An 18,879-nucleotide genomic window follows, 5' to 3' on the forward strand; every position below is an offset into this window, starting at 1 on the left:
CCGGGTGGGCACTGCTGGCTCGACCAGGTGGTCTCACCGGCGCCGTCCGACGGAGAATCCTCTCAGAGTTCCTTCTCGAGAGGACGCGATGAACACTGGCACCTCCACGGGTTCCCTTTCGTTTTCCCTTGTGCTGATACGTAACCACCCTTCGATCGTGCCGGCAAACTCCCTCGAGCGAGCGTCCGGCACCAACTCCACGCGCAACATCTGCCGTACTCCGGGTTTTGGCGAAACGGCCGAAGCTGAAAAGACGTCGGGATGCGAGACTTTTACGGCGGTGACGGAAAACTCCTCGCCCGCGTTGTTTTGTAGGGTCACTACGGCCGAGATGCCGTCTCCGGTGCCGCTCGGAGACGACCACAGCCTCGCTCCGCGGGGGCGTGGTTCGATCACAGGTCGCACTCGCGCGGCATAGGGTACGTCGACTGCTGTGGCAATCGGGTGGTTGGTCTTCAGCTTGACCTTTCCTGTCCAAGATCCGACAGGTGCGTCGTCCTCAAGGGCCAGTTCGAGCCACACATCTCCTGGAACGGCTTCCACCCCATCGTATTCTTCTCGCCTCTCGACCGTCTCGGTTTTCGCAAACAAAGCCTGGTTCCCGGTCTCCGCCTGCAGCACCTCCAGCGCCTGACCGTCGGCCCTTCGCAGCAACACTCGCGCGGTCTTCCTCTCCCCTTTCATTGCCGAGATAACGAGCCGGTCGTGCGGCAGGACGCGCAACGGAGTTTCGACATTGACCGAGAAGCGGAGATTGATGTCAGAGGCACTTGAGGCATCCGTGCGAACCGCGACCGATTTCGAGACCCTCCGATTGAGAAGAGGTGCGGTGTGCAGCCTCGCTACGAGCTTTCCCGACTCACCTGCCGGGATGACCGAATCATACTCGGCCAGCGTGCATCCTCAAGATGGTTTCGCGCGGATAATGTGAACGTCTTCCGTACCGTCGTTGTGGAACACGAAGACTGCCTCGGCAACCGTGCCGGCGACGATCGTGCCCAGATCCAGCTCGCGGCTCTCCACCCGAAACGACGGATTGCCATCCCCTTCAGCGGCCGCCAGCGGCGCGGAAAGAATGATTCCGAAGGTCGCAGCCGCCAACGTGGCTGCATGAAGAACACGCACCATAGTTGCCTCCAGGGGTTCTTGGGTAACCGCCCGTTTCAGTTCCGGCTACCGATCGCCACGTCGATTGTATCAGCCGGCGATCCGGTACTCCCCGAGGATCTGGCCTCGGGTACTCACGACCAGGCACTCAACTGGAACGTTTCGTTTTGAGCGACACGCCGCCTCTTCTGCCAGCCGCACCAAACCGCCGCAGCACGGAACCTCCATCACCATGACCTTGAGGCTACGGATCTTCGCTTCGTCGATCATCGTCATCAGCTTCTGCAGGTAGATCTCCTGGTTGCTATCGAGCTTGGGACACGCAATGGCCAGGGAAGAGCCGGCAAGATATCGCTGGTGGAAGTCGCCAACCGCGAAAGCGACACAGTCGGCGGCCAGGAGAACATCCTGGTCCTGGAAGAACGGCGCGGTCGGTTGCACGAGATGGAGTTGGACCGGCCAGTGGCGCAACCGGGAGGGTTGTCCGTCCGCGTCGATCATAGGACTTGCCACCGGCGTTTGGTGGAACTGAGGTCGTGACCCTGGGCAGCCTCCACCGACTGGAATCGGTGCCTGATCCAGGATATTGAATTGACGGCGAGAAATGTCGGGGGAGCCACCCTTTTGCCTCTGCGCGAGGTGCCGTTCGACCGCTTGTTCATCGAATGCACCAGCCTCCCGCTCAACGACCTTGAGTGCACCCTGGGGGCAGTGGCCGAGACAGGCACCGAGCCCGTCGCAATAGACGTCGCTGATCAGACGCGCCTTGCCGTCGATGAGCGCGATTGCTCCTTCGGCACAGGCGGTAATACAATCGCCGCACCCGTCGCAGAGTGCTTCGTCTATTTCGATGACCTCTCGGACTGCCATGATCTACTCCTCCTGCTTCTGATCACGCAACATCGTCAGCAGCATGCGGCTCGGCTCCGACGCCCGAAGCGCATGCGGAACGTTGGCCGGCATCCGTACGATTTCACCTGGACCGACCCTAACCGGTGCTCCCCCGATGACGATGTCTAACCGACCATCAACGACCTGGACAAGTGCGTCGAACGGGGCCGTGTGTTCCGATAGGCTCTGACCGCCATCGAATGCGAACAGTGTCACGCTGCCACCGTTGGTTTTCGCCAATACCCGGCTGACGATAGCGCCTTCGGCGATCTGCACGAGCTCGATCAACGCGCTGGAGTGGTCCGCCGCCAGAGCTTCGTTGGTGTCTGCGGAAGTTTTCTTCATTGCCGGATCCTTCAACGGTTCGTCATCGCTCCCGAGCATTCTGTGGTCTGCAACGGTCTTTTGTCCTTGATGAAGGTCAAGCACCCCGGGGACGTGGATACACCGCGCCCGACGCCATCACTGCGACACTCTCTCCTTGGTGCCGCTCACGCCATTCTTCTATAACGGAATCAGGGTCCTGGATCGGTTCGAAACCCAGCCGCAGCGCCACGTCGGAATCGATGTTGGAGCAAAGCCTGACGCGGTAGCGAGAAGATTTTTCGACGATTCGAAGCGTCGTGTGTCCATACTGCACCCACTCGCGTGACAGTTTCTCGAGAATCCTCGCCGGCGTAGGGTTCTCCACGAATGGCGCCATGGCCGGTGATCCCAGGCCTCCGGCAAGCGAAGCAACCCACAGCATTTCGCCTCCGGGCTCGAGGAATCGGCACGCCGCGTCGAGCGACTTGTGAGCCTGGATCAGAGTGTCGTCTGTTGGGGCGCCACCCGACGACGCAACCATGAGATTGTAGCGCCGCCCGAGCGGGACCTGAAACCACGTCCGTACGCGGTCGACGGCGGCTTCAAATGCCTGTTGCCACGGTCCGGCACCTGCCCATGCAATTCCCCCGTCTCGTCCTTCAACAAGGCAGAGGGCGAATTCCGGGGACCGGAGGCTCACACCGCGGCGGATCTCCTCGGCAACCGGATTTCCTACGAGGACTCCAGGCTCACACCCGGGGTGCCTGGCTGCACCGTCTGTTCCGGGATCGAGGACCAGCGCGTGATTGGCCTGGATCTCAGTGTGCCCGGATACACCTGGGAAGACCATCTTGGGTCCACCGCCGAAACCCGCGAAGTAGTGGTGGCGCACGGCGCCCACTGTGACCAGAAAGTCGGTCTCGACCGCGCTCGGATGAAGGCGCAACGGAAGTCCCGGGCGAATCTCACCTACGGTAACCAAATTGGTTGCCCGGCTTTCATGTTGGGCGATCCGGATCGAAGGCGAGAGCGGTCCGAGGAGCTCGGTGAGTGATTCCGGCCCCACTGGCGGATGGGTTCCATTCGCCACAAGTACCGTGATCGATCGATCCTCGATTCCGGCGCGGGTCAGGTGTTCGATCAATATCGGAAGGACCGACGGGAGATCGGTCTTGCGCGTTGCGTCCGGGACAATCACGGTGGCGGTCTTTCTTCCTCGTCCGATTTCCGCAAGGGGAGGGCCGAAGACCGGATTCTCGAGGGCTGCTTCTGCCAACTTCGACGGATCGCGACCTGGCGGTGCCGAAGGCGCAAGAGCACGAACTCGGAATCCCCGCAGGTCGAGCGGAACGTGCTCGTCGCCGAACGGCAATTTGACAATCACCCGGACACGATACCATTCTGTCCGAGATGCATACCGGCTCGCCAACCCAGGAAATCGATCAACAGGAGAGAGGGTTTCTCCTCTCGCTGGCGAGAGAGTCGATTCGGTGTCGCCTCGCGGGTGAGCCCACGCCCTCTCCCGAATCGGTCGGCGGCGTGCTCAGCGAGATCAGGGGGGCATTCGTCACCCTCAAGATTGACGGGCGGCTGAGGGGATGTATCGGCCATGTGGTTGGCGTCGAACCGTTATGGCAAGCTGTACGGAGCAACGCCGTCGCGGCCGCGTTTGATGATCCCAGGTTCGAACCGCTTCGAGACGACGAGCTGGACAACGTACATATCGAAATCTCGGCGCTCAGTCCTCTGCGTAGGGTCGATACCGACGATGTCATCCTGGGCAGAGACGGCATACTCATCGAGCGCGGTCCCCGCCGCGGACTCTTGCTTCCTCAAGTCGCAGTCGAGTATGGGTGGGACCGCGAGACCTTTCTCGATCACACCTGCCGCAAGGCCGGCCTCGATCCCGGCTGTTGGCGTCATGCGGATACCATTGTCTGGGCATTTTCGGCGGAGGTTTTTGGCGAGTTGTGACTCCGAACTGCGACGCGGCGTCGCCCAAGTCCGACGGTATTCGCTGGATTGGATGCGCCTGGCGTTATGATGGCGGCCGATGGCGTTAGGTGGATTGATGCTGGTCGAACCGTCGTTGCCCGGGAATCTCGGTGCGGCGATGCGGGTGGCGGCCAACTTTGGCGTCAGGCGTATAGAGCTCGTCCGCCCGTCCGTTTTGCCCGACGACCCTGACGTCCTCAACTGGGCTTGCGGGGCCGAGCGCTTCGTAGATTGTCGGATATTCGAGCACTTCAACCAAGCGGCCAAGCGATATCACACTCTCGCCGCCTCGGCTTCGGGCCGCGGGCGGAGAAATTTGCCGGTTGTCTCACCCGACGAAGCAGGTCCCCTGTTGTTCCAACGGGGCATCGAGGGTGTCGCCTTGGTCTTCGGTAACGAGACCAGAGGCCTCAGCCGCGATGATCTCGATAGATGCGATCTCGTCGTCCGCATTCCCACTGAAGCGGCATTTCCGGTGCTCAACCTCGCACAGGCGGTGGCCATACTCGTTTCGAGCTTTCGAGCGGAGGTTGATGACGGCGATCCCACGCTCCCCCAGCCTGCCTCTCAGGACGCGGTAGAAGGGCTGATGGGTCACCTCGAACAGAGCCTTCTGACAATCGGATTTCTGGATCCGCTGAGTCCGAAGAGGATTTTGCGGCAAATCCGGCGCCTTTTCGGAAGGGCTGGGATCACTCACAGCGAGGTCAGGATTCTGCGCGGGATCTGCCGCCAGATGGAGTGGGCCGCCGGAGCCAAGCCGGGACGGTTCAGCACCGGTGAAGGCGACGAAGAAGGGTGACAGGGGCAAGGTAGCAGAGGAGATGCCGGTCGGGAAGCGGTCTCCTCCCCTCTCCCCTATCGCACACCGATTTCGCGCGGCAGGCGATCGGCGAGACGTAAAAGGCTGGCATCGGTCGGGTGGCGATCGAGCGCGCGTGACAAGGTCATCGCCGCCTCCGGATAGTTGCCGGTCCGAAGCTGGAGCTCGACCAGGCGCGCAGCGAGCAGGGGTGATTCCGGTTCGATCTCGACCGCCCGAGCCAACGCGAGCAGCGCATCGGATGGTTTGCCAGCCTGTTCGGCCACGGCGGCAATCCTCACCAGAAGCGAGGTGTTCGCGGGCTGGAGGCCCCAGGCCTTCCTCAGGTACTCGAGGGCACCGTCGAGATCCCCCCTGCCCTGAGCAAGAGCCGAGAGCGTCACATATGGCGTCGGTGACCGTGGTTCGAGCTCGAGGGCCGTCTGCGCTGCTTCCAGCGCCCCCGCGGCGTCGCCGTTCAGATCGCGGGCTATTGCCACGATCGACCACGCCCGTGCGCGGGCTGCAGCGGGCAGCGCACGCCGAGTTGCTATCGGCAGGGCCAGATCGGACGCCCCGTCATAGTCACTGGTATCAAGTGCCCAACTCGCGAGCTCAAGTTCTATATCGGGATGCCCGCGCAATTCAGAGATAATTGCAAGCGCGCTCTGCTTGTCACCGGATATCCGAAGCTCCCGCGCGAGCGCCAAGGAATTCCTGATCCTCTGCCGGGGATAGATCGTCGATCTCAATCGCAGGCTCCGGAGGCGAATTCGTTGCAGGTCAGCACCCGTGAGCGACGCTGCAAACCCCTCGAGACCCGGATCGATGGCTTCGCCAAACGCAACCTCCTCAAGGGCCTCTTCGCGCCCTCCAATTGCGAATAGGTAGAGAGCTTTGAAGCGGTGCAGCCGAGCTGATGTCGGATTGCGAACCAGTGCGGCGTTCAGTGCTTCGGCGGATTCGTCGAACCGTCCCTCGGCCAGACGCTCCCGCGCAAGGTTGAGAAAACCCGCTGCATCGGCGGGCAGCCAATGACGCTGCAACTTGCCAAACCGCCCTGCGGCACGCCGTATCGAATCCGAAGGCACGCCGCGAAGTGCCCCCATGTCGAGCAGGCGACTCCTGACCACGAGCGCCGGGAGACTCACCAGAGGTCCCTCTGCGAGCCTGTCCGCTGCCGCTTTCGGATTGACTTCTAGGAGGGAACTGATGGAATTTTGAACCCGCCCCCCGACGGTATCGAGAAGGCACACCAGGACTGCGAACATGCACAGCCACACCCAGACCATGGGACGCCAAAGAATCACGGCGAAATCGCCCTGCCGTCATCGTCGACGAAGCACAAAGCTGTCTCCAACACAACTCCGGTGTGCTGCGCGACCCGATCCTTCACCAGGCGCGTGAGATCAAGGACGTCCTCCGCGCGAGCCGCCTTCGACGTACAGATACGGTTGCCATGGGTGCGCGAGAGGCGGGCTCCGCGGACTCTCAGGTCGGAACAGCCGGCGGCCGCAACGTGAGCCTCTGCGCTCCCGTCCGGCGGATCCATGAAAAGGGGTTCAGCGGTACGCGGTTGCCTCTGTCCTGCGTGTCTTCCGCGCACGAAATGTTTGGCGCTCTCGCGCCGGAGAGAATCGCAAACCAGCTGCATTCGTGCCCGCACCAGCACCCTACGTTCCAGGCTGACGGCCGGTGCCTCGCCGTCGCGCCTTCGATCGGACAGGTACACGCGCTCATTCGGATGGCCCGGGCGTGCAAGATCGATCCAATCCACGATCCCGCCAAGAGGTCGTTGGCCGTGCACGAGGGCGTGGACCGCGCCGCCGACCGAGCTCCTGGACAACATGAGGTTGCCGGTTCCGTTCATGCCCGTTCGTGCCGCAGCGCGACACACCTGTGCCAGGTTGGCACCACCCCCCGCAACCGCACCATCGAGATCGAGCTCCCACAACCCGAGATTTCCACTGAGATTGAGAACCGGAATTCTCAACCCGCGGTCGGAAGGCACGAGACGGCTGCCAGCCCCCAACACCAGCCACCGTTCACCGTGTGTCGCAAGTACATCGAGGGCACGCTGAAGCCCGTCAGCACTGCGACAACGGATGAGCAGGTCGGCCAGTCCCCCGACTCCCAAAACCGTCCAGGCCCTCAAATCCACTCGTTCGTGGATTTCAGGCTCACCATTCTCCTGGATGCCTCGGAGGTCCTTTTTGAGAATGGAGAGGCCGTTTTGCACGAATACTTCCAGCCGCCTGAAATCTGGCATGACGATTGCTTATAGACTTGGGTGCCGGGCACACAACGATCCGGTACACGACATCATACCTCCTCCTTCCTCCTGCGGGCCTCACGGCCCGCACCTTTTTGCCCGCTCGATGCCTCACGGCGCGACATCACTATCGATCAGCCTTCCTCGAAATACCCAGATTCCTCAGATGATAGAGGAGCGCTTGGCGCGATATGCCGAGCTCACGAGCTGTTGCGCTGCGGTTACCGTTGTTCCGTTCCAGTGCAGCGGAAAGGAATTTTCGCCTGAAATCCCGCTGCGCATCTTCCCAGGTGCCAGACGATACGTTTTCCGTCTCGGCGATGGGTAGGTGATCAGGGCGGATTACACCGCCGGACGCCCGAACCAGGGCGACCTCAATCGCGTGCCTCAGCTCCCGTACATTTCCGGGCCACGAATATTTGCGAAGCATGGCTTCCGTCTCCCGGCTCCAGGTACCCGCCCGGACGCCATGTCGAGCGATCGCTTCCTTTTCGAAGAGGTCTCGCAAGAGGGAGATATCTTCACGACGCTCCCGAAGCGGTGGAATCGTGAGTTCGGGAGCGGCGATTCGGAAATACAGGTCCTGTCGAAACGCCCCCTCCCTCACTCGGCGGGCAAGATCCTGATGTGTTGCGGAAATAATCCGAACGTCGACCTTCTGAGGATGTGTCGCTCCAACCGCGCGCACCTCCTGGCCTTCGAGGAAGCGCAACAGCTTGACCTGCAGAGGAGGATCGAGGTCGCCGACCTCATCGAGGAACAGGGTGCCGCGATCGGCTGTCACAGCCAGGCCCTGGCGCGATCGGTCCGCGCCAGTAAATGCTCCTTTGACTGATCCGAAAAGCTCGGCCTCGAGCAAGTTTGAAGGGATTGCCGCGATGTTGACCGGCACAAACGTACCCGGTCGTCTGGAAAGGCGATGCAGGGCGCGAGCCGCGACCTCCTTGCCCACGCCGGTTTCTCCGACCAGGAGAATGGGGAGATGGCTCGGACCGAGCTCGAGGAGTTCCTTTCGCACCCGCCGGGCCGCGCGGGAGATGCCGAGAAAACCCGTTTCCTCGACCTCGAGTTCGTCTTTCGTCGCCGATGCAGGAGCGAAAATTTCGAGGATCCCGGTCAACAGGCGCCATTTCGCATCGTCCTGTGCCTCGCCGCCCAGTGGCACCACAACGATGCGTCCGCGGCGGATCGCCGTCCCCGGCGGCCCTCCGCCGACGCCCCACAAGATTTCGTTACTTCCGGCGTCCCGGAGCTCGAGGCCGGATAGGCCGAGAGCCGAGAGCAGATGTTCGATCTGGCGTGATTCGAGTTCGTCGGGTCCTGCGCGCTCGACGATTTCCGCGAGAGCTTCGACGATACCCCTGTCACCGCCTGTTCCAAGGGTGAGAACCTCGGCCCATCCCACCATCCCGCCTTCACGAAGCACTCGCATTGCCTGAGCGCGTGTCGTTTCGGGAATCGTTAAACGGGTACGCCCACAGTATTCTGCGAGCGCGAGGCCGAATGCCGACGGTTTGGTCATCCTAGAGGTGATTTGGAGCGCTCCGGCCCCGCCGACCCCGTTCCAGGCATCGGCGAGCAACTCCGCCGCAATTGCCACTCCCCAGCCGTCGGCCTGCCACGAACCCGTCTCACGGCCAGCGATCGTCTCTACCAGGCCAACCCAGGCTTCGCCTTCTTGTCCTCCGCCCTTCAGAAGCCCGTGCGCCCGGGCAAGCTCGCCGTTGAAGACAGCAGCCACGCCCCGAAGAAGGCGAAGCGCCTCCGCGAACCTCGGGTCCTCCTCGTCGACCCTGGCTGCGAATTCGTCGAGCAGCCGGCGAAACTCCGCGAGCTCCCCTTTCGCCAATGCAAGCCGCGACAATTCTCCGAGGATCCAGGGGTCGTCCGGCTGGCCCTTCCCGAGTGCCCGAAACCGATCTTCGGCACGCCGGAGCTCGAGCTGGTCGAGATCACCGACCGCGAGGTTGTAGAGCACCCGCTGGGTGACGTGCTCGAAGCCCGCCGCCTGAAGCAGCCGATAGGCTCTGAGCTGGTGGGCATCGCCATCACGACTCCGACCCTCATCGAGCGCGACAGAGCCCAGGTCGTGCTCGATCATGCCAAGTATTCCGGGACCCATACGATCGTCGACCAGCAACTCGAACAAACGCCGCGACGCCCGTGGTCGGTCGCGGTCCGAAAGCTGTCTCGCGTGGCGGTGGGCGAGGGTGGCGCGGAGGACCGGATGGTCTCCTGCCACACGTCTCCTCCATTCCGGTTGATCGAAGCTTGCGTCGTCCGCAGCCCAGGCGAACTCGATTTCGAGTCTCCGACGAAGGAGAGGAGGCAACCGGTCCCTGGCCTGCTCTATCAGGGAGCGCGCTTTCTCGAGTCTGTCCCCACCGTGCCTGCGGTCATCGTTGTAGACGAGGATTGCAGTTTCCGCCACCGCCCGTGGGGCGTACTCGAGAGCCGCGGATTCTGGCAGCTCGGGGCGGCGATCGGATGGATCGTCGATCGCATCGAGCCACTTGCGAAAAGTTTCGGCCTGTTTCCCGGAGATGGCGTCGATCGCTTGCCGAGCGCAGCCGACGTCGAGGACGGCGAGGCAGGCTTCCGCGAAAAGAACTCCGATCTCGCGTCCGAGAGCTCCAGGGGCAACGATCGCAAGGAGATCTCGCACTGAGATCGCATCGAGGAGGTCCAACCGCTCTCTTGCCCATTTTCTGAGGGGCTCGATGTCACCTCTCCCGAGCGCCAGATGAAGGAGTCGGCGCGGGTTTTCCTTCGGATAGAGATCCGCTACCGCCGTATGCAGAGGGTCCGGTTCGAGAAGGCGTATGTCCGCCAGGCGCCATCGTCCGCCACGGTCGACGATTGCCAACTCACCGATCTGTTCGTCGATCGATCTCTGTTTGAGACCGGAATGCAGAGTCACGAATCCGGGTGGCAGGCCATCCGGTGACAGCGCGAGAACCTGCGCCACCTTATTGGTGCGTGGCTTGCTCCCGAAATCGCTACCGGCATCACCGATCGACTCGTACACCGTCCGAGCCGCATCGGTGAGCGATCCGCGATCGACCCGGTCGAACGGGTCGAACCGATTCGTGCGTTGCTCGACGAATCGACGGGCTTCTTCCAGGGGTACTCCGGCAACTGCGAGATGACGAAACGGAATCTGTGGATCGAAACAGGGTGGACGTGGCGGGTGCCAGCCGCTCGGAAACCTGCCGACTACCACTGCACTGCACCGCTCGCCTTTCACCCAGCGAGACACTGACGCCAGTTCGTCGGCCGACGCCTCTCCGACCAGGATCAGGGTGCCACGGCCTCCGACCGGTGGCGGCGCGACGGACCTCCCGAAATCGTTACCCGCTGCCCAGAGCCGAGCATGACCCCTTCGTCTGCTGATTTCGGCCCACAATCCTCCAGCCAGGCGGCGCGCAAGTTCGGGCGAGGGTACCTGCCAGTAATCGATCGCGCCAGCCGCAGGAATCGGCAGGCCGTCCCACCGAAATGCCCACAGTGCCCGCGCAACGGATCGGTCCAACGGCCGCTTCAGATCGCGGAGTTGTCGGCTCAGAGCGGCCTCGAGGAAGAATCCGGGCTCCCCTTTGCTCGCATCGATAGATGCCACGGGCAGGTTGACGGCTTCGCTGATGGCCGAGATGAGAGCAGTCCGCGTGGCCACCGCCGCCGCCTCTCCCCCCCCGAGTCGCGAGAAGACCCTCGACATTGGCACCGGATACCGTGCCAGTTGCACGCTCACGCCTTCCGGAGTACGGACAAATCTCGCATCCCGAATGGCGGCCTTCCCGGGCCACAGATCGAACTCTGCCAGAAGTGACGCCGCCGCCGTGAGCTGGAGGGCCGCTCCCAGCCGGTGCTTGCGGCTCAGCACGCGGGCCGTGACCCGATCGCCCTCGATGTCGCTCTCGTACGGTCCCTCAACGATTCGCGGAATCGGCACCGCCGGATGTTCCACCAGCATCGCGGCGGGAGTCGGGATCCTCAAGGGATCGGCCTCACCTCGTCCTCGGTCGCCATGAGGTCATGCCAGGTCTTCCAGAAGCCCGGGAAGGACTTCGTGACGCAATCGGGTTCGTCGAGCCGAAGAGGCCCGCAGGCCAATGCCGCGACCGCCATCGCCATCGCGACCCTGTGGTCGCCGGCCGCAGTCACGAGCGCAGGTGCCGAAGCCTCTGTTCCGACTGTCGATGCGATTCGGAGATTCCCGTTCTCGCGGTCGAACTTCGCGCCGAGCCGCTCGAGATTGTCGACCATGACCGTCAGCCGATCGCTCTCTTTGTGCTTGAGATTGTCGAGGCCGGAAAACCACGACCCCGGCTGTGCGCAGGCTGCGGCTGCGACCAGTGCCGGAAAGAGGTCGGGGGTGTCTCGAAGATCGGCAACAATCGGGGCCGCGAGGGGACCTCGAACGACGAGTCGGTCGATATCCCAGGCTGCTTCGAGTCCTGCTGCGACGAAAATCTCGAGAATCGCACGATCCCCCTGTCGGCTTTCGGGATCGAGAGGACGCATCGCCACCTCTCCACCGGCGACGGCCACCCCTGCAAGGAAGAAGGCTGCTGCCGACCAGTCACCCTCCACGACATAGCGGGATCTCTCAAGCGGACCGGGCGCCACCGCCCACAGCCGACGATCCTCGCTGACGCGAACGTCGCCGCCAAATGCCCGCAGGACGTCCAGGGTGAGATCCAGGTAGGGGGCCGAAGGCAATGGCCCGGATACCGCGAGTTTCAGGCCCTTCGACATCAACGGAGCCGCCATAAGAAGCGAGGAAACGTACTGGGAGGACACCTCGGGGCGCACCTCGGCGGTGCCGCCTGCGAGGAGTGAGCCCTCGATCTCGACCGGCAGAGCACCGTCATTCGAAGATATTTCGGCGCCCAGATCGGCCAATGTGTCGAGAAGCGGAGCCATCGGTCGCTCGCGCAGCCTGGTGGAGCCGTCGACTGTGGAGTGCCCAGGGCTTGCCGCGAGCAACCCGACGATCAGGCGGGATCCGGTCCCGGATTCACCGAGATCCAGCTCCACCGGGTCGGCGGGCACGGAGCGCTCACCGATCTCGATCTCGGTACCCCAGTCGAGCCGCCAACCGGCTCTCGCCAGCGCGGATGCCAGAAACCGCGTGTCATCGCAATCGAGGGGCGAGACAATGGTTCCGCCGTTCGCAACGGCGGCTGCCACCAGAGCGCGGTTGGTGAGGCTTTTCGATGTCGGGAGGGCAACCTTTCCCCGAAGTGCGGACGGATGGGCCGGGAGCAATCGCTCTGCCATCAGCCGTCGCCGACGTTGGACCGCGTTCGTTCGAGGGTGGTATCCACCAGGAACCAACCCCCATCCGGTTGCACCTGCACGCTGGTTCGGGTCTCGAGCCATCCGGGAACGATCATTGCGAGCCGATCGCCGTCACGCATCGCCCACCCGTCGTGAAAATGACCCCAGAGCATCACATCAATCCCGTCCGCCCAGGCCTCTGCGGCGGTTCGCTCCAGATCCTTTATCGGTTTGACGTAGCGAAATCGTTTGTTGGTGGACGCAAGACGAGCTTCCATCCCCCGGACGATGGCCACAGCGACAGATTGCGGGAGAAAGTGGGCCCAACGCCGGGCGATCTCGGCCTTGGACACTCGCGACCAAAACCGGTACTGGAAATCACGGCTGTTCACCAGATCGCCGTGGTCGAGACGATACCGCCGTTCGCCTGCTATGAACTCGAATCGGCGACCGGACCAGTCAATCTCCGCCGCCAGATCCGGCTCGTCGAGGAAGAAGTCCCGGTTGCCCTCGATGACAACGATGCGGACGCCCTCGCGCCGCACGTCGCGCCACGCATCGATGACCTGTCGGACACCGGCTGTCCAGAATTTCGACATGCCGATGAGGTACTGGAAAGCATCACCGAGGTAGATGATCTCCCCCACACCCTTCGATGCGGACCTGCGCACCACCTCACACATCGCGGCGACGTCGTTTTCGCCCTGGCCAACGTGCGAATCGGCGATGATCAGGCGTTTCACGCCGTCATGGTAACGCACACCCAATCAAGCGACCGATTCTCGACACTCGATGCTCGATCCGCCGACCCCGCCTTGACCAACTTGAAAGACGATCTTTCGGTGTTCGGTATCGATGAACGACGATCGAGCGTCGAGCGACCCGGGAAGAGCGACACTCCGGTGTTGGCGAATCACGAAACGAGGATTGAGCCGATCGCCTCGCCGACGCTTTCTTAGCCGTTGTTCCGCGCAAACTCGGTCATGAAATCGGCCAGCACCTCCACGCCCTCGAGCGGCATCGCGTTGTAGATCGAAGCGCGGCAACCGCCCACCGAGCGGTGGCCCTTGAGCCCGACCATTCCCGCTGCCTTGCCCTCAGCCACGAACTTGGCCTCGAGATCTTCGGTCGGGAGGCGGAAGACGACGTTCATGTAGGAGCGGCTGTTTTCGGCCACCGGACAGCTGTAAAACTCCGGGTTGTCCTTCATCACGCCGTACAGGAGATCTCCCTTGGTCCGGTTGATTTTTTCGATCGCTGCCAGGCCCCCCTGTTGCTGCAGCCAGAAGAGGACGTTGCGCACCATGTAGATGGCGAAAGTAGGAGGCGTGTTATAGAGCGAGTTCTTCGCGGAGTAGGTGCCGTAAGACAGCATCGACGGCAGGTTCTCATTCGCCGTTTCAAGCCAGGATTTCCTGAGAATAACGATCGTCACCCCCGACGGACCGATGTTCTTCTGCGCGCCGGCATAGATCAGGTGGAAGCGGTTGGCGTCAAACGGACGCCACAGAATGTCCGATGACATGTCGGCGACCAGCGGCACCCCGTAGGTGACCGGGAAACTGTGGTACTGCGTGCCCTTGATCGTGTTGTTGCTGGTGATGTGAACGTATGCGGCGTTCGGATCAAGATCAAGCTCCTCCTGGCCGGGAATGCGTGTAAAACCCTCGTCCTCACTCGAGCCTGCAATCCGGCCGGTGGCAATGATGTTCGCTTCCTTGAGGGCTTTCTGCGACCAGGTTCCGGTGTTGACGTAGTCCGCAGATCCGCCATGGGGTACGAAGTTCATCGGCAACATCGCGAACTGCATCGACGCACCGCCCTGAATGAAGAGCACCTGATGGTCGTCGTCGAGGCCAAGGAGTTCGGTCATGAGGGCGATCGCCTCTTGGTGGACCGCGTCGTACTCCGGAGACCGATGAGAGGTCTCCATCACCGACATGCCGGTGCCTTCCCAATCGGGGATGTCGGCCTTGGCACGTTCGAGCGCGGGCGGCGGCAGGGTTGCCGGTCCAGCGTAAAAATTCCACGTATGGCTCATGTCTTCCTCCCGACCTCAGGCGGTCTGATGTGCGAAATCTTCGAGAATTCTGACGACCACGTCGCCGATTCGCAACATGTTTTCACCGCTTGACGCCCCAAGGTGAGGCGTCATGATCACGTTTTTCGCGTCGTACAAAGGACAGGAATCAGCGGGTGGATCCGAGTCATAAACGTCGGTCGCGTATGCACGAACCTTCCCTGATTCGAGTGCTGCGACGATGTCGTTTTCAATCACGCATTTACCGCGAGCTGTGTTGATGATCACCACGCCATCCCTGAGCTGCGCGATCGTCTCTGCGTTGATCATGCCCTCGGTAGTTTCCGTGAGCGGCACATGAAGCGAAATGTAGTCGGCCTCTTCGAAGAGCTCCTCGAGGCTGACCAGATCGACGAACTCATGGCTCTTGAGCAGCGGATCGTACGCGATGACACGCATTCCGAAGGCGATGGCGCGACGCGCGAGCTCCGTGCCGATGTTGCCGGCACCGATCAGGCCAAGGGTCTTGCCCATGAGCTCGGTGCGTTTGAGTTCCTTTTTGAGCCATTGCCGGTTCGTCATCCCGATGTGTCCTTCGACCAGCCGGGTCGGTACGGCGAGCATGAGTGCGAAAGCGAGCTCGGCCACTGAGACGGCGGACGCTTCCGCGGTATTGAATACCTGAATTCCTTTCGAACGTGCATACTCCACATCTATGTTGTCGAGACCCACACCGCCGCGAATGATCAGGCGCAGTTTTCTAGCCTGGTCGATATATTCGCGGGTGCATTTGGTCTTCGATCTCACCAGTACGACGTCCACATCCCCCAGCTGACTTGTGTCAGCGGTCACCTCGCCAAAGACCTCCAGGTTTGCCGGTAGAGACGGGTCGAATGCGTCAGAAATCAGGATTTTCATCGTCTCCTCCCCCGCCCCTATTCACTCAACGGCCTCACGATGAGGCCGGAACGCAGCTTCGGCTCGAACCAGGTCGATTTCGGCGGCATCACCAGGCCCGCATCGGCCACTGCGAAGAGCTGATCGATCGAGGTCGGGTGGAGTGCAAATGCCACCGCCCACTCACCCGAATCGACCTTCCTTTCGAGCTCGACCAGACCGCGAATCCCGCCGACAAAGTCGATGCGCTCGTCCGACCGCGGATCTCCGATATCAAGCACCGGCGCGAGCAGATTCTCTTGCAGTATCGCCACGTCGAGGCTGCGCACCGGGTCGTTTGCCGGGAAACTCCCCTCCTTGGCGATCAGCCGGTACCATTTACCGTCGAGGTACATCCCGAAACACCGTTTTCGTTCAGGCTTGCCATTTTCGACCGGCTGCGTATCGAAATTTTCGCCAACCGCCGCCATCAAGGCTTCCGCATCGAGACCGTTGAGGTCGCGCACCACCCGGTTGTAATCGAGGATCATCATCTGATCGTCCGGGAATATGACCGACAGGAAGTAGTTGTAGGGCTCCTCTCCAGAGTGGTTCGGATTGGCGTCGCGCCGCAGGGAGCGGATCCTGGTCCCGGCGGCCGAACGGTGATGGCCATCCGCGACGTAGAGCTCCGGCACTCGAGTAAACGCGTTGGCCAGGGCATCCCGATCGGCCGGGTCGCTAATCACCCAGAGAACGTGTTGGATGCCGTCGGGAGCCACGAAATCGTAGATCGGCTCGTCAGCAGTGAGCCGGTCCACCAGTCGGTCGATCTCCGGACGTGCTTTGTAGGTCAGAAACACGGGGCCGGTGTTGGCGTCGAGAGCATCAATGTGGCGAGTCCGATCGTCTTCCTTTACCGGGCGCGTGTGTTCGTGCTTTTTGATGAGATCCGCCTCGTACTCGTCGACGCTCGCGCCGGCCACCAGGCCCGTCTGAACGTGGTCCCCCATGCGCTGGCGGTACAGGTAGAACGCAGGAGCTTCCTCCTGGATGAGCACACCGTCACTCATCAGCCGTTTGAGGTTCTCGGCGCCCTTCGCATAGACCACAGGCGCGTAGATATCGGTGCCCTTCTCGAGGTCGATCTCTGGCTTGACTACGTGCAGGAAAGACACCGGGTTTTCCGCCGCCATGTGCCGTGCCTCTTCGCTCGAAAGCACGTCGTATGGGGGGCTCGCGACCTCGGCACAAACATCGGGGCGTGGGCGCCACGCCTTGAACGGTTTGAGCTTTGCCATGGACTTCTCCGAACACACCCGGTCGTTTCACCGGGTAGGGCTCCGGCGGCGACCGCCGAGCACGTGAAATCTATCACATGCTCGCTGCGCAGGCCACTATTTCCGTTTCGCTCGGGAGATTTCTCAGGGGGCTATCACGAACCTGATGCGGATCGGAGCGCCCCAGCCCTTCTTCGGCAGAACATTGAGGAAAAACGGCCTTCCCTCCCCCAGATTTCGGGGCCTCTCGAAGTACAAGAGGTCCGCCATCGCATGTCGTTGACGAAGCGTCACGGTGTCCATGACGGTGTTGCCCCGTGTCGACCGCATGTTCGGGAAGAAATTGGAGGGCTCGAGGCGGCGGTTCCAGCGCCAGCTCTCCCAGGGGATACCTGCAAAGGACACCGTACGGGAATCCATCACCGCCCGATCGTAGTTCTTGCGCATCTCCTTGATCGACGGCATGACGTAGATGATGTCGTCGAGATCGCTCAACCAAAAGCTCTCGCGGGTGAGCGTCACCGGTTTCGAGTAATGGTTCTCGACCGCCACGACCACCGGTAGATAGGGTTCTCCGGTGCGTTGAACCGTCAAACTGAGGTTCGCCCAGACCTTGCCGTTCTCATCCTCTGCGATGAACAGGATCTTCGATGGATCCTCGGGTGGTTGTGCGGACTCCTGGGCCAACGGCACGCCGACCGCGAGGAGGGTCACGATGGTCGCGGAGGCGACCAGGACGGTCTGCGCCTTGTGTTTTAACGTGGACATGATTCCCTCCTCGACGCCGCACAGTATACGCGTAGAATGTGCGCCGGCCGGGACTTGGAGGAAGATGGAATCAAAGGACCTCAAACGCGCCCTCTTCGCCACGCTCTTCTTCGGCGCGGCCTCGGGCATCTTCACCGCGACTCTCAACAACTACCTCGCGGAAGTTCATCAGCTCGGAGCAGAGGCACGTGGCTGGCTCGAATTCCCGCGGGAGCTCCCCGGATTCCTCATCCTGTTCGTCGCAGGGGGAATGCTGACCGTCTTCCGCGAGACGCAAATGGCCGCATCCGCGATGGTTTTGACGGCCCTCGGCGCAATCGGCCTCGGCTTTTTCGCTCCGACCCACGCCATGCTGATCGTGTTCATCGTGATCTGGTCGCTCGGGGACCACATCATCTTTGCCGTCGAGGGACCGATCGGCCTCAAGCTGGCCGCCGGCGGCAGGGAGGGCCGCCGGCTTGGACAGTTCGGAGGCGCCCGTAACCTCGGTACGATTCTCGGTGTCGGCGTCATCTTCGTGCTCGCCAAAACCGTCGGCGATCGATACTCGATTTTCTACGCCGTAGCGGCCGGCGCGGCCCTGATTGCAGGCCTCCTTTACGCTCAGCTTCGGGTCGGCCGGGGAGACATTCCGTCGCGACGCCTGGTATTCAAGCGAAAGTACAGCCTTTTCTACGTCATCTCGGCTCTTTTCGGCATTCGCAAACAGATTTTCCTCGCCTTTGGCGCCTGGGTTCTGGTCGAAATCCACGGAGTATCGGTGAGTACCATCGCGCTCCTTTACTTCATCGCCGCGACACTCGGCGTCATCCTGCGCCCACTCCTCGGCGAGGTCATCGATTGGCTCGGTGAGCGTACGGTCCTGGCGGCCGACGAGATCCTGCTGATCGCCATCTGCATGACCTATGCCTTCGCCGGCGACATCTTGACCGGTGGTGCGGTGCTCTTCGCTCTCTATTCGGCCTATATTCTCGATATCGTGCTCTTCGCATTGCGGGTGGCGCGGACCACCTACCTCAAGAAGATTGCCGAGGATCCTGCCGACATCACGCCGACCATTTCAATGGGCATTACCATCGACCACGCAGTCGCGATGACGCTCCCGGTCCTCTCTGGATACATTTGGGAAGCCTACGGGTACCAATGGGTTTTCATCCTCGCCGGCGCTATGGCATTTGTCGGTTTCTTCGTCTGCCTGAGGATCCGGACGCCAGAGAGACCGTAGCTCTGACGGATCCCAAAATCACCTCACCAGCTACAGCAGGGACCTCGTGATTGA

General features: G+C 61.9%; 17 protein-coding genes. 3 read left to right on the forward strand and 14 right to left on the reverse strand.

Annotated features, from left to right (window positions below):
• Positions 1-33: 33 nt before the first annotated feature.
• The 5 genes from LJE93_13830 to larA form a co-directional block, all read right to left on the reverse strand.
• Positions 34-684 carry a hypothetical protein gene (locus LJE93_13830; protein ID MCG6949986.1) on the reverse strand — a complete coding sequence of 217 codons (651 nt, stop codon included), beginning with the start codon at positions 682-684 and terminating at the stop codon, positions 34-36.
• 219 nt (positions 685-903) lie between these two features.
• The gene (locus LJE93_13835; GenBank protein MCG6949987.1) at positions 904-1,128 is read right to left on the reverse strand and encodes a DUF1573 domain-containing protein; all 225 of its coding nucleotides are present in this window, start codon (positions 1,126-1,128) and stop codon (positions 904-906) included.
• A gap of 69 nt (positions 1,129-1,197) precedes the next feature.
• A complete protein-coding gene (locus LJE93_13840; GenBank protein MCG6949988.1) occupies positions 1,198-1,977 on the reverse strand; it encodes a ferredoxin in 780 nt (259 codons plus the stop codon).
• 3 nt (positions 1,978-1,980) lie between these two features.
• A complete protein-coding gene (locus tag LJE93_13845) occupies positions 1,981-2,343 on the reverse strand; it encodes a cupin domain-containing protein (protein MCG6949989.1) in 363 nt (120 codons plus the stop codon).
• 76 nt (positions 2,344-2,419) lie between these two features.
• Positions 2,420-3,688, reverse strand: coding sequence for a nickel-dependent lactate racemase (larA, locus tag LJE93_13850; GenBank protein MCG6949990.1), 1,269 nt, complete (start codon positions 3,686-3,688; stop codon positions 2,420-2,422).
• Between the two features lie 26 nt (positions 3,689-3,714).
• Here larA and amrA point away from each other — a divergent pair, with 26 nt between their 5' ends.
• Positions 3,715-4,278 carry an AmmeMemoRadiSam system protein A gene (amrA, locus tag LJE93_13855; protein ID MCG6949991.1) on the forward strand — a complete coding sequence of 188 codons (564 nt, stop codon included), beginning with the start codon at positions 3,715-3,717 and terminating at the stop codon, positions 4,276-4,278.
• 79 nt (positions 4,279-4,357) lie between these two features.
• Positions 4,358-5,101, forward strand: a complete 744-nt coding sequence (locus tag LJE93_13860; GenBank protein MCG6949992.1) for a hypothetical protein — start codon at positions 4,358-4,360, stop codon at positions 5,099-5,101.
• A 56-nt stretch (positions 5,102-5,157) separates the two neighbouring features.
• On the opposite strand, the gene LJE93_13865 is transcribed toward LJE93_13860, so the two are convergent.
• From LJE93_13865 to LJE93_13905, 9 genes are all read right to left on the reverse strand, one after another.
• Positions 5,158-6,411 (reverse strand): tetratricopeptide repeat protein, encoded by a 1,254-nt coding sequence (locus tag LJE93_13865; protein MCG6949993.1) that lies wholly within the window; start codon positions 6,409-6,411, stop codon positions 5,158-5,160.
• Positions 6,408-7,370: an FAD-binding protein gene (locus LJE93_13870; GenBank protein MCG6949994.1), complete on the reverse strand. Its 963-nt coding sequence runs from the start codon at positions 7,368-7,370 to the stop codon at positions 6,408-6,410. Before LJE93_13870 ends, LJE93_13865 begins: the two co-directional genes overlap by 4 nt.
• 130 nt (positions 7,371-7,500) lie before the next feature.
• Positions 7,501-11,370: a sigma 54-interacting transcriptional regulator gene (locus LJE93_13875; protein MCG6949995.1), complete on the reverse strand. Its 3,870-nt coding sequence runs from the start codon at positions 11,368-11,370 to the stop codon at positions 7,501-7,503.
• Complete coding sequence (gene aroA, locus LJE93_13880; GenBank protein MCG6949996.1) at positions 11,367-12,656, reverse strand: 3-phosphoshikimate 1-carboxyvinyltransferase; 1,290 nt, start codon at positions 12,654-12,656, stop codon at positions 11,367-11,369. The genes LJE93_13875 and aroA overlap by 4 nt, the downstream gene beginning before the upstream one ends.
• Positions 12,656-13,399 carry a metallophosphoesterase family protein gene (locus tag LJE93_13885; protein ID MCG6949997.1) on the reverse strand — a complete coding sequence of 248 codons (744 nt, stop codon included), beginning with the start codon at positions 13,397-13,399 and terminating at the stop codon, positions 12,656-12,658. Before LJE93_13885 ends, aroA begins: the two co-directional genes overlap by 1 nt.
• A 212-nt stretch (positions 13,400-13,611) precedes the next feature.
• Positions 13,612-14,697 (reverse strand): 3-phosphoserine/phosphohydroxythreonine transaminase, encoded by a 1,086-nt coding sequence (serC, locus tag LJE93_13890; protein MCG6949998.1) that lies wholly within the window; start codon positions 14,695-14,697, stop codon positions 13,612-13,614.
• 15 nt (positions 14,698-14,712) lie between these two features.
• Positions 14,713-15,594: an NAD(P)-binding domain-containing protein gene (locus LJE93_13895; protein ID MCG6949999.1), complete on the reverse strand. Its 882-nt coding sequence runs from the start codon at positions 15,592-15,594 to the stop codon at positions 14,713-14,715.
• A 17-nt stretch (positions 15,595-15,611) separates the two neighbouring features.
• Positions 15,612-16,853, reverse strand: a complete 1,242-nt coding sequence (locus tag LJE93_13900; GenBank protein MCG6950000.1) for a DUF1015 family protein — start codon at positions 16,851-16,853, stop codon at positions 15,612-15,614.
• A gap of 123 nt (positions 16,854-16,976) precedes the next feature.
• A complete protein-coding gene (locus LJE93_13905; GenBank protein MCG6950001.1) occupies positions 16,977-17,600 on the reverse strand; it encodes a hypothetical protein in 624 nt (207 codons plus the stop codon).
• A 64-nt stretch (positions 17,601-17,664) separates the two neighbouring features.
• On the opposite strand from LJE93_13905, the gene LJE93_13910 reads away from it, so the two are divergent.
• A complete protein-coding gene (locus tag LJE93_13910; GenBank protein MCG6950002.1) occupies positions 17,665-18,825 on the forward strand; it encodes an MFS transporter in 1,161 nt (386 codons plus the stop codon).
• Positions 18,826-18,879: the final 54 nt, after the last annotated feature.

Source organism: Acidobacteriota bacterium (genome assembly GCA_022340665.1).
In the GTDB taxonomy this organism is placed as follows: Bacteria; Acidobacteriota; Thermoanaerobaculia; order Thermoanaerobaculales; family Sulfomarinibacteraceae; genus Sulfomarinibacter.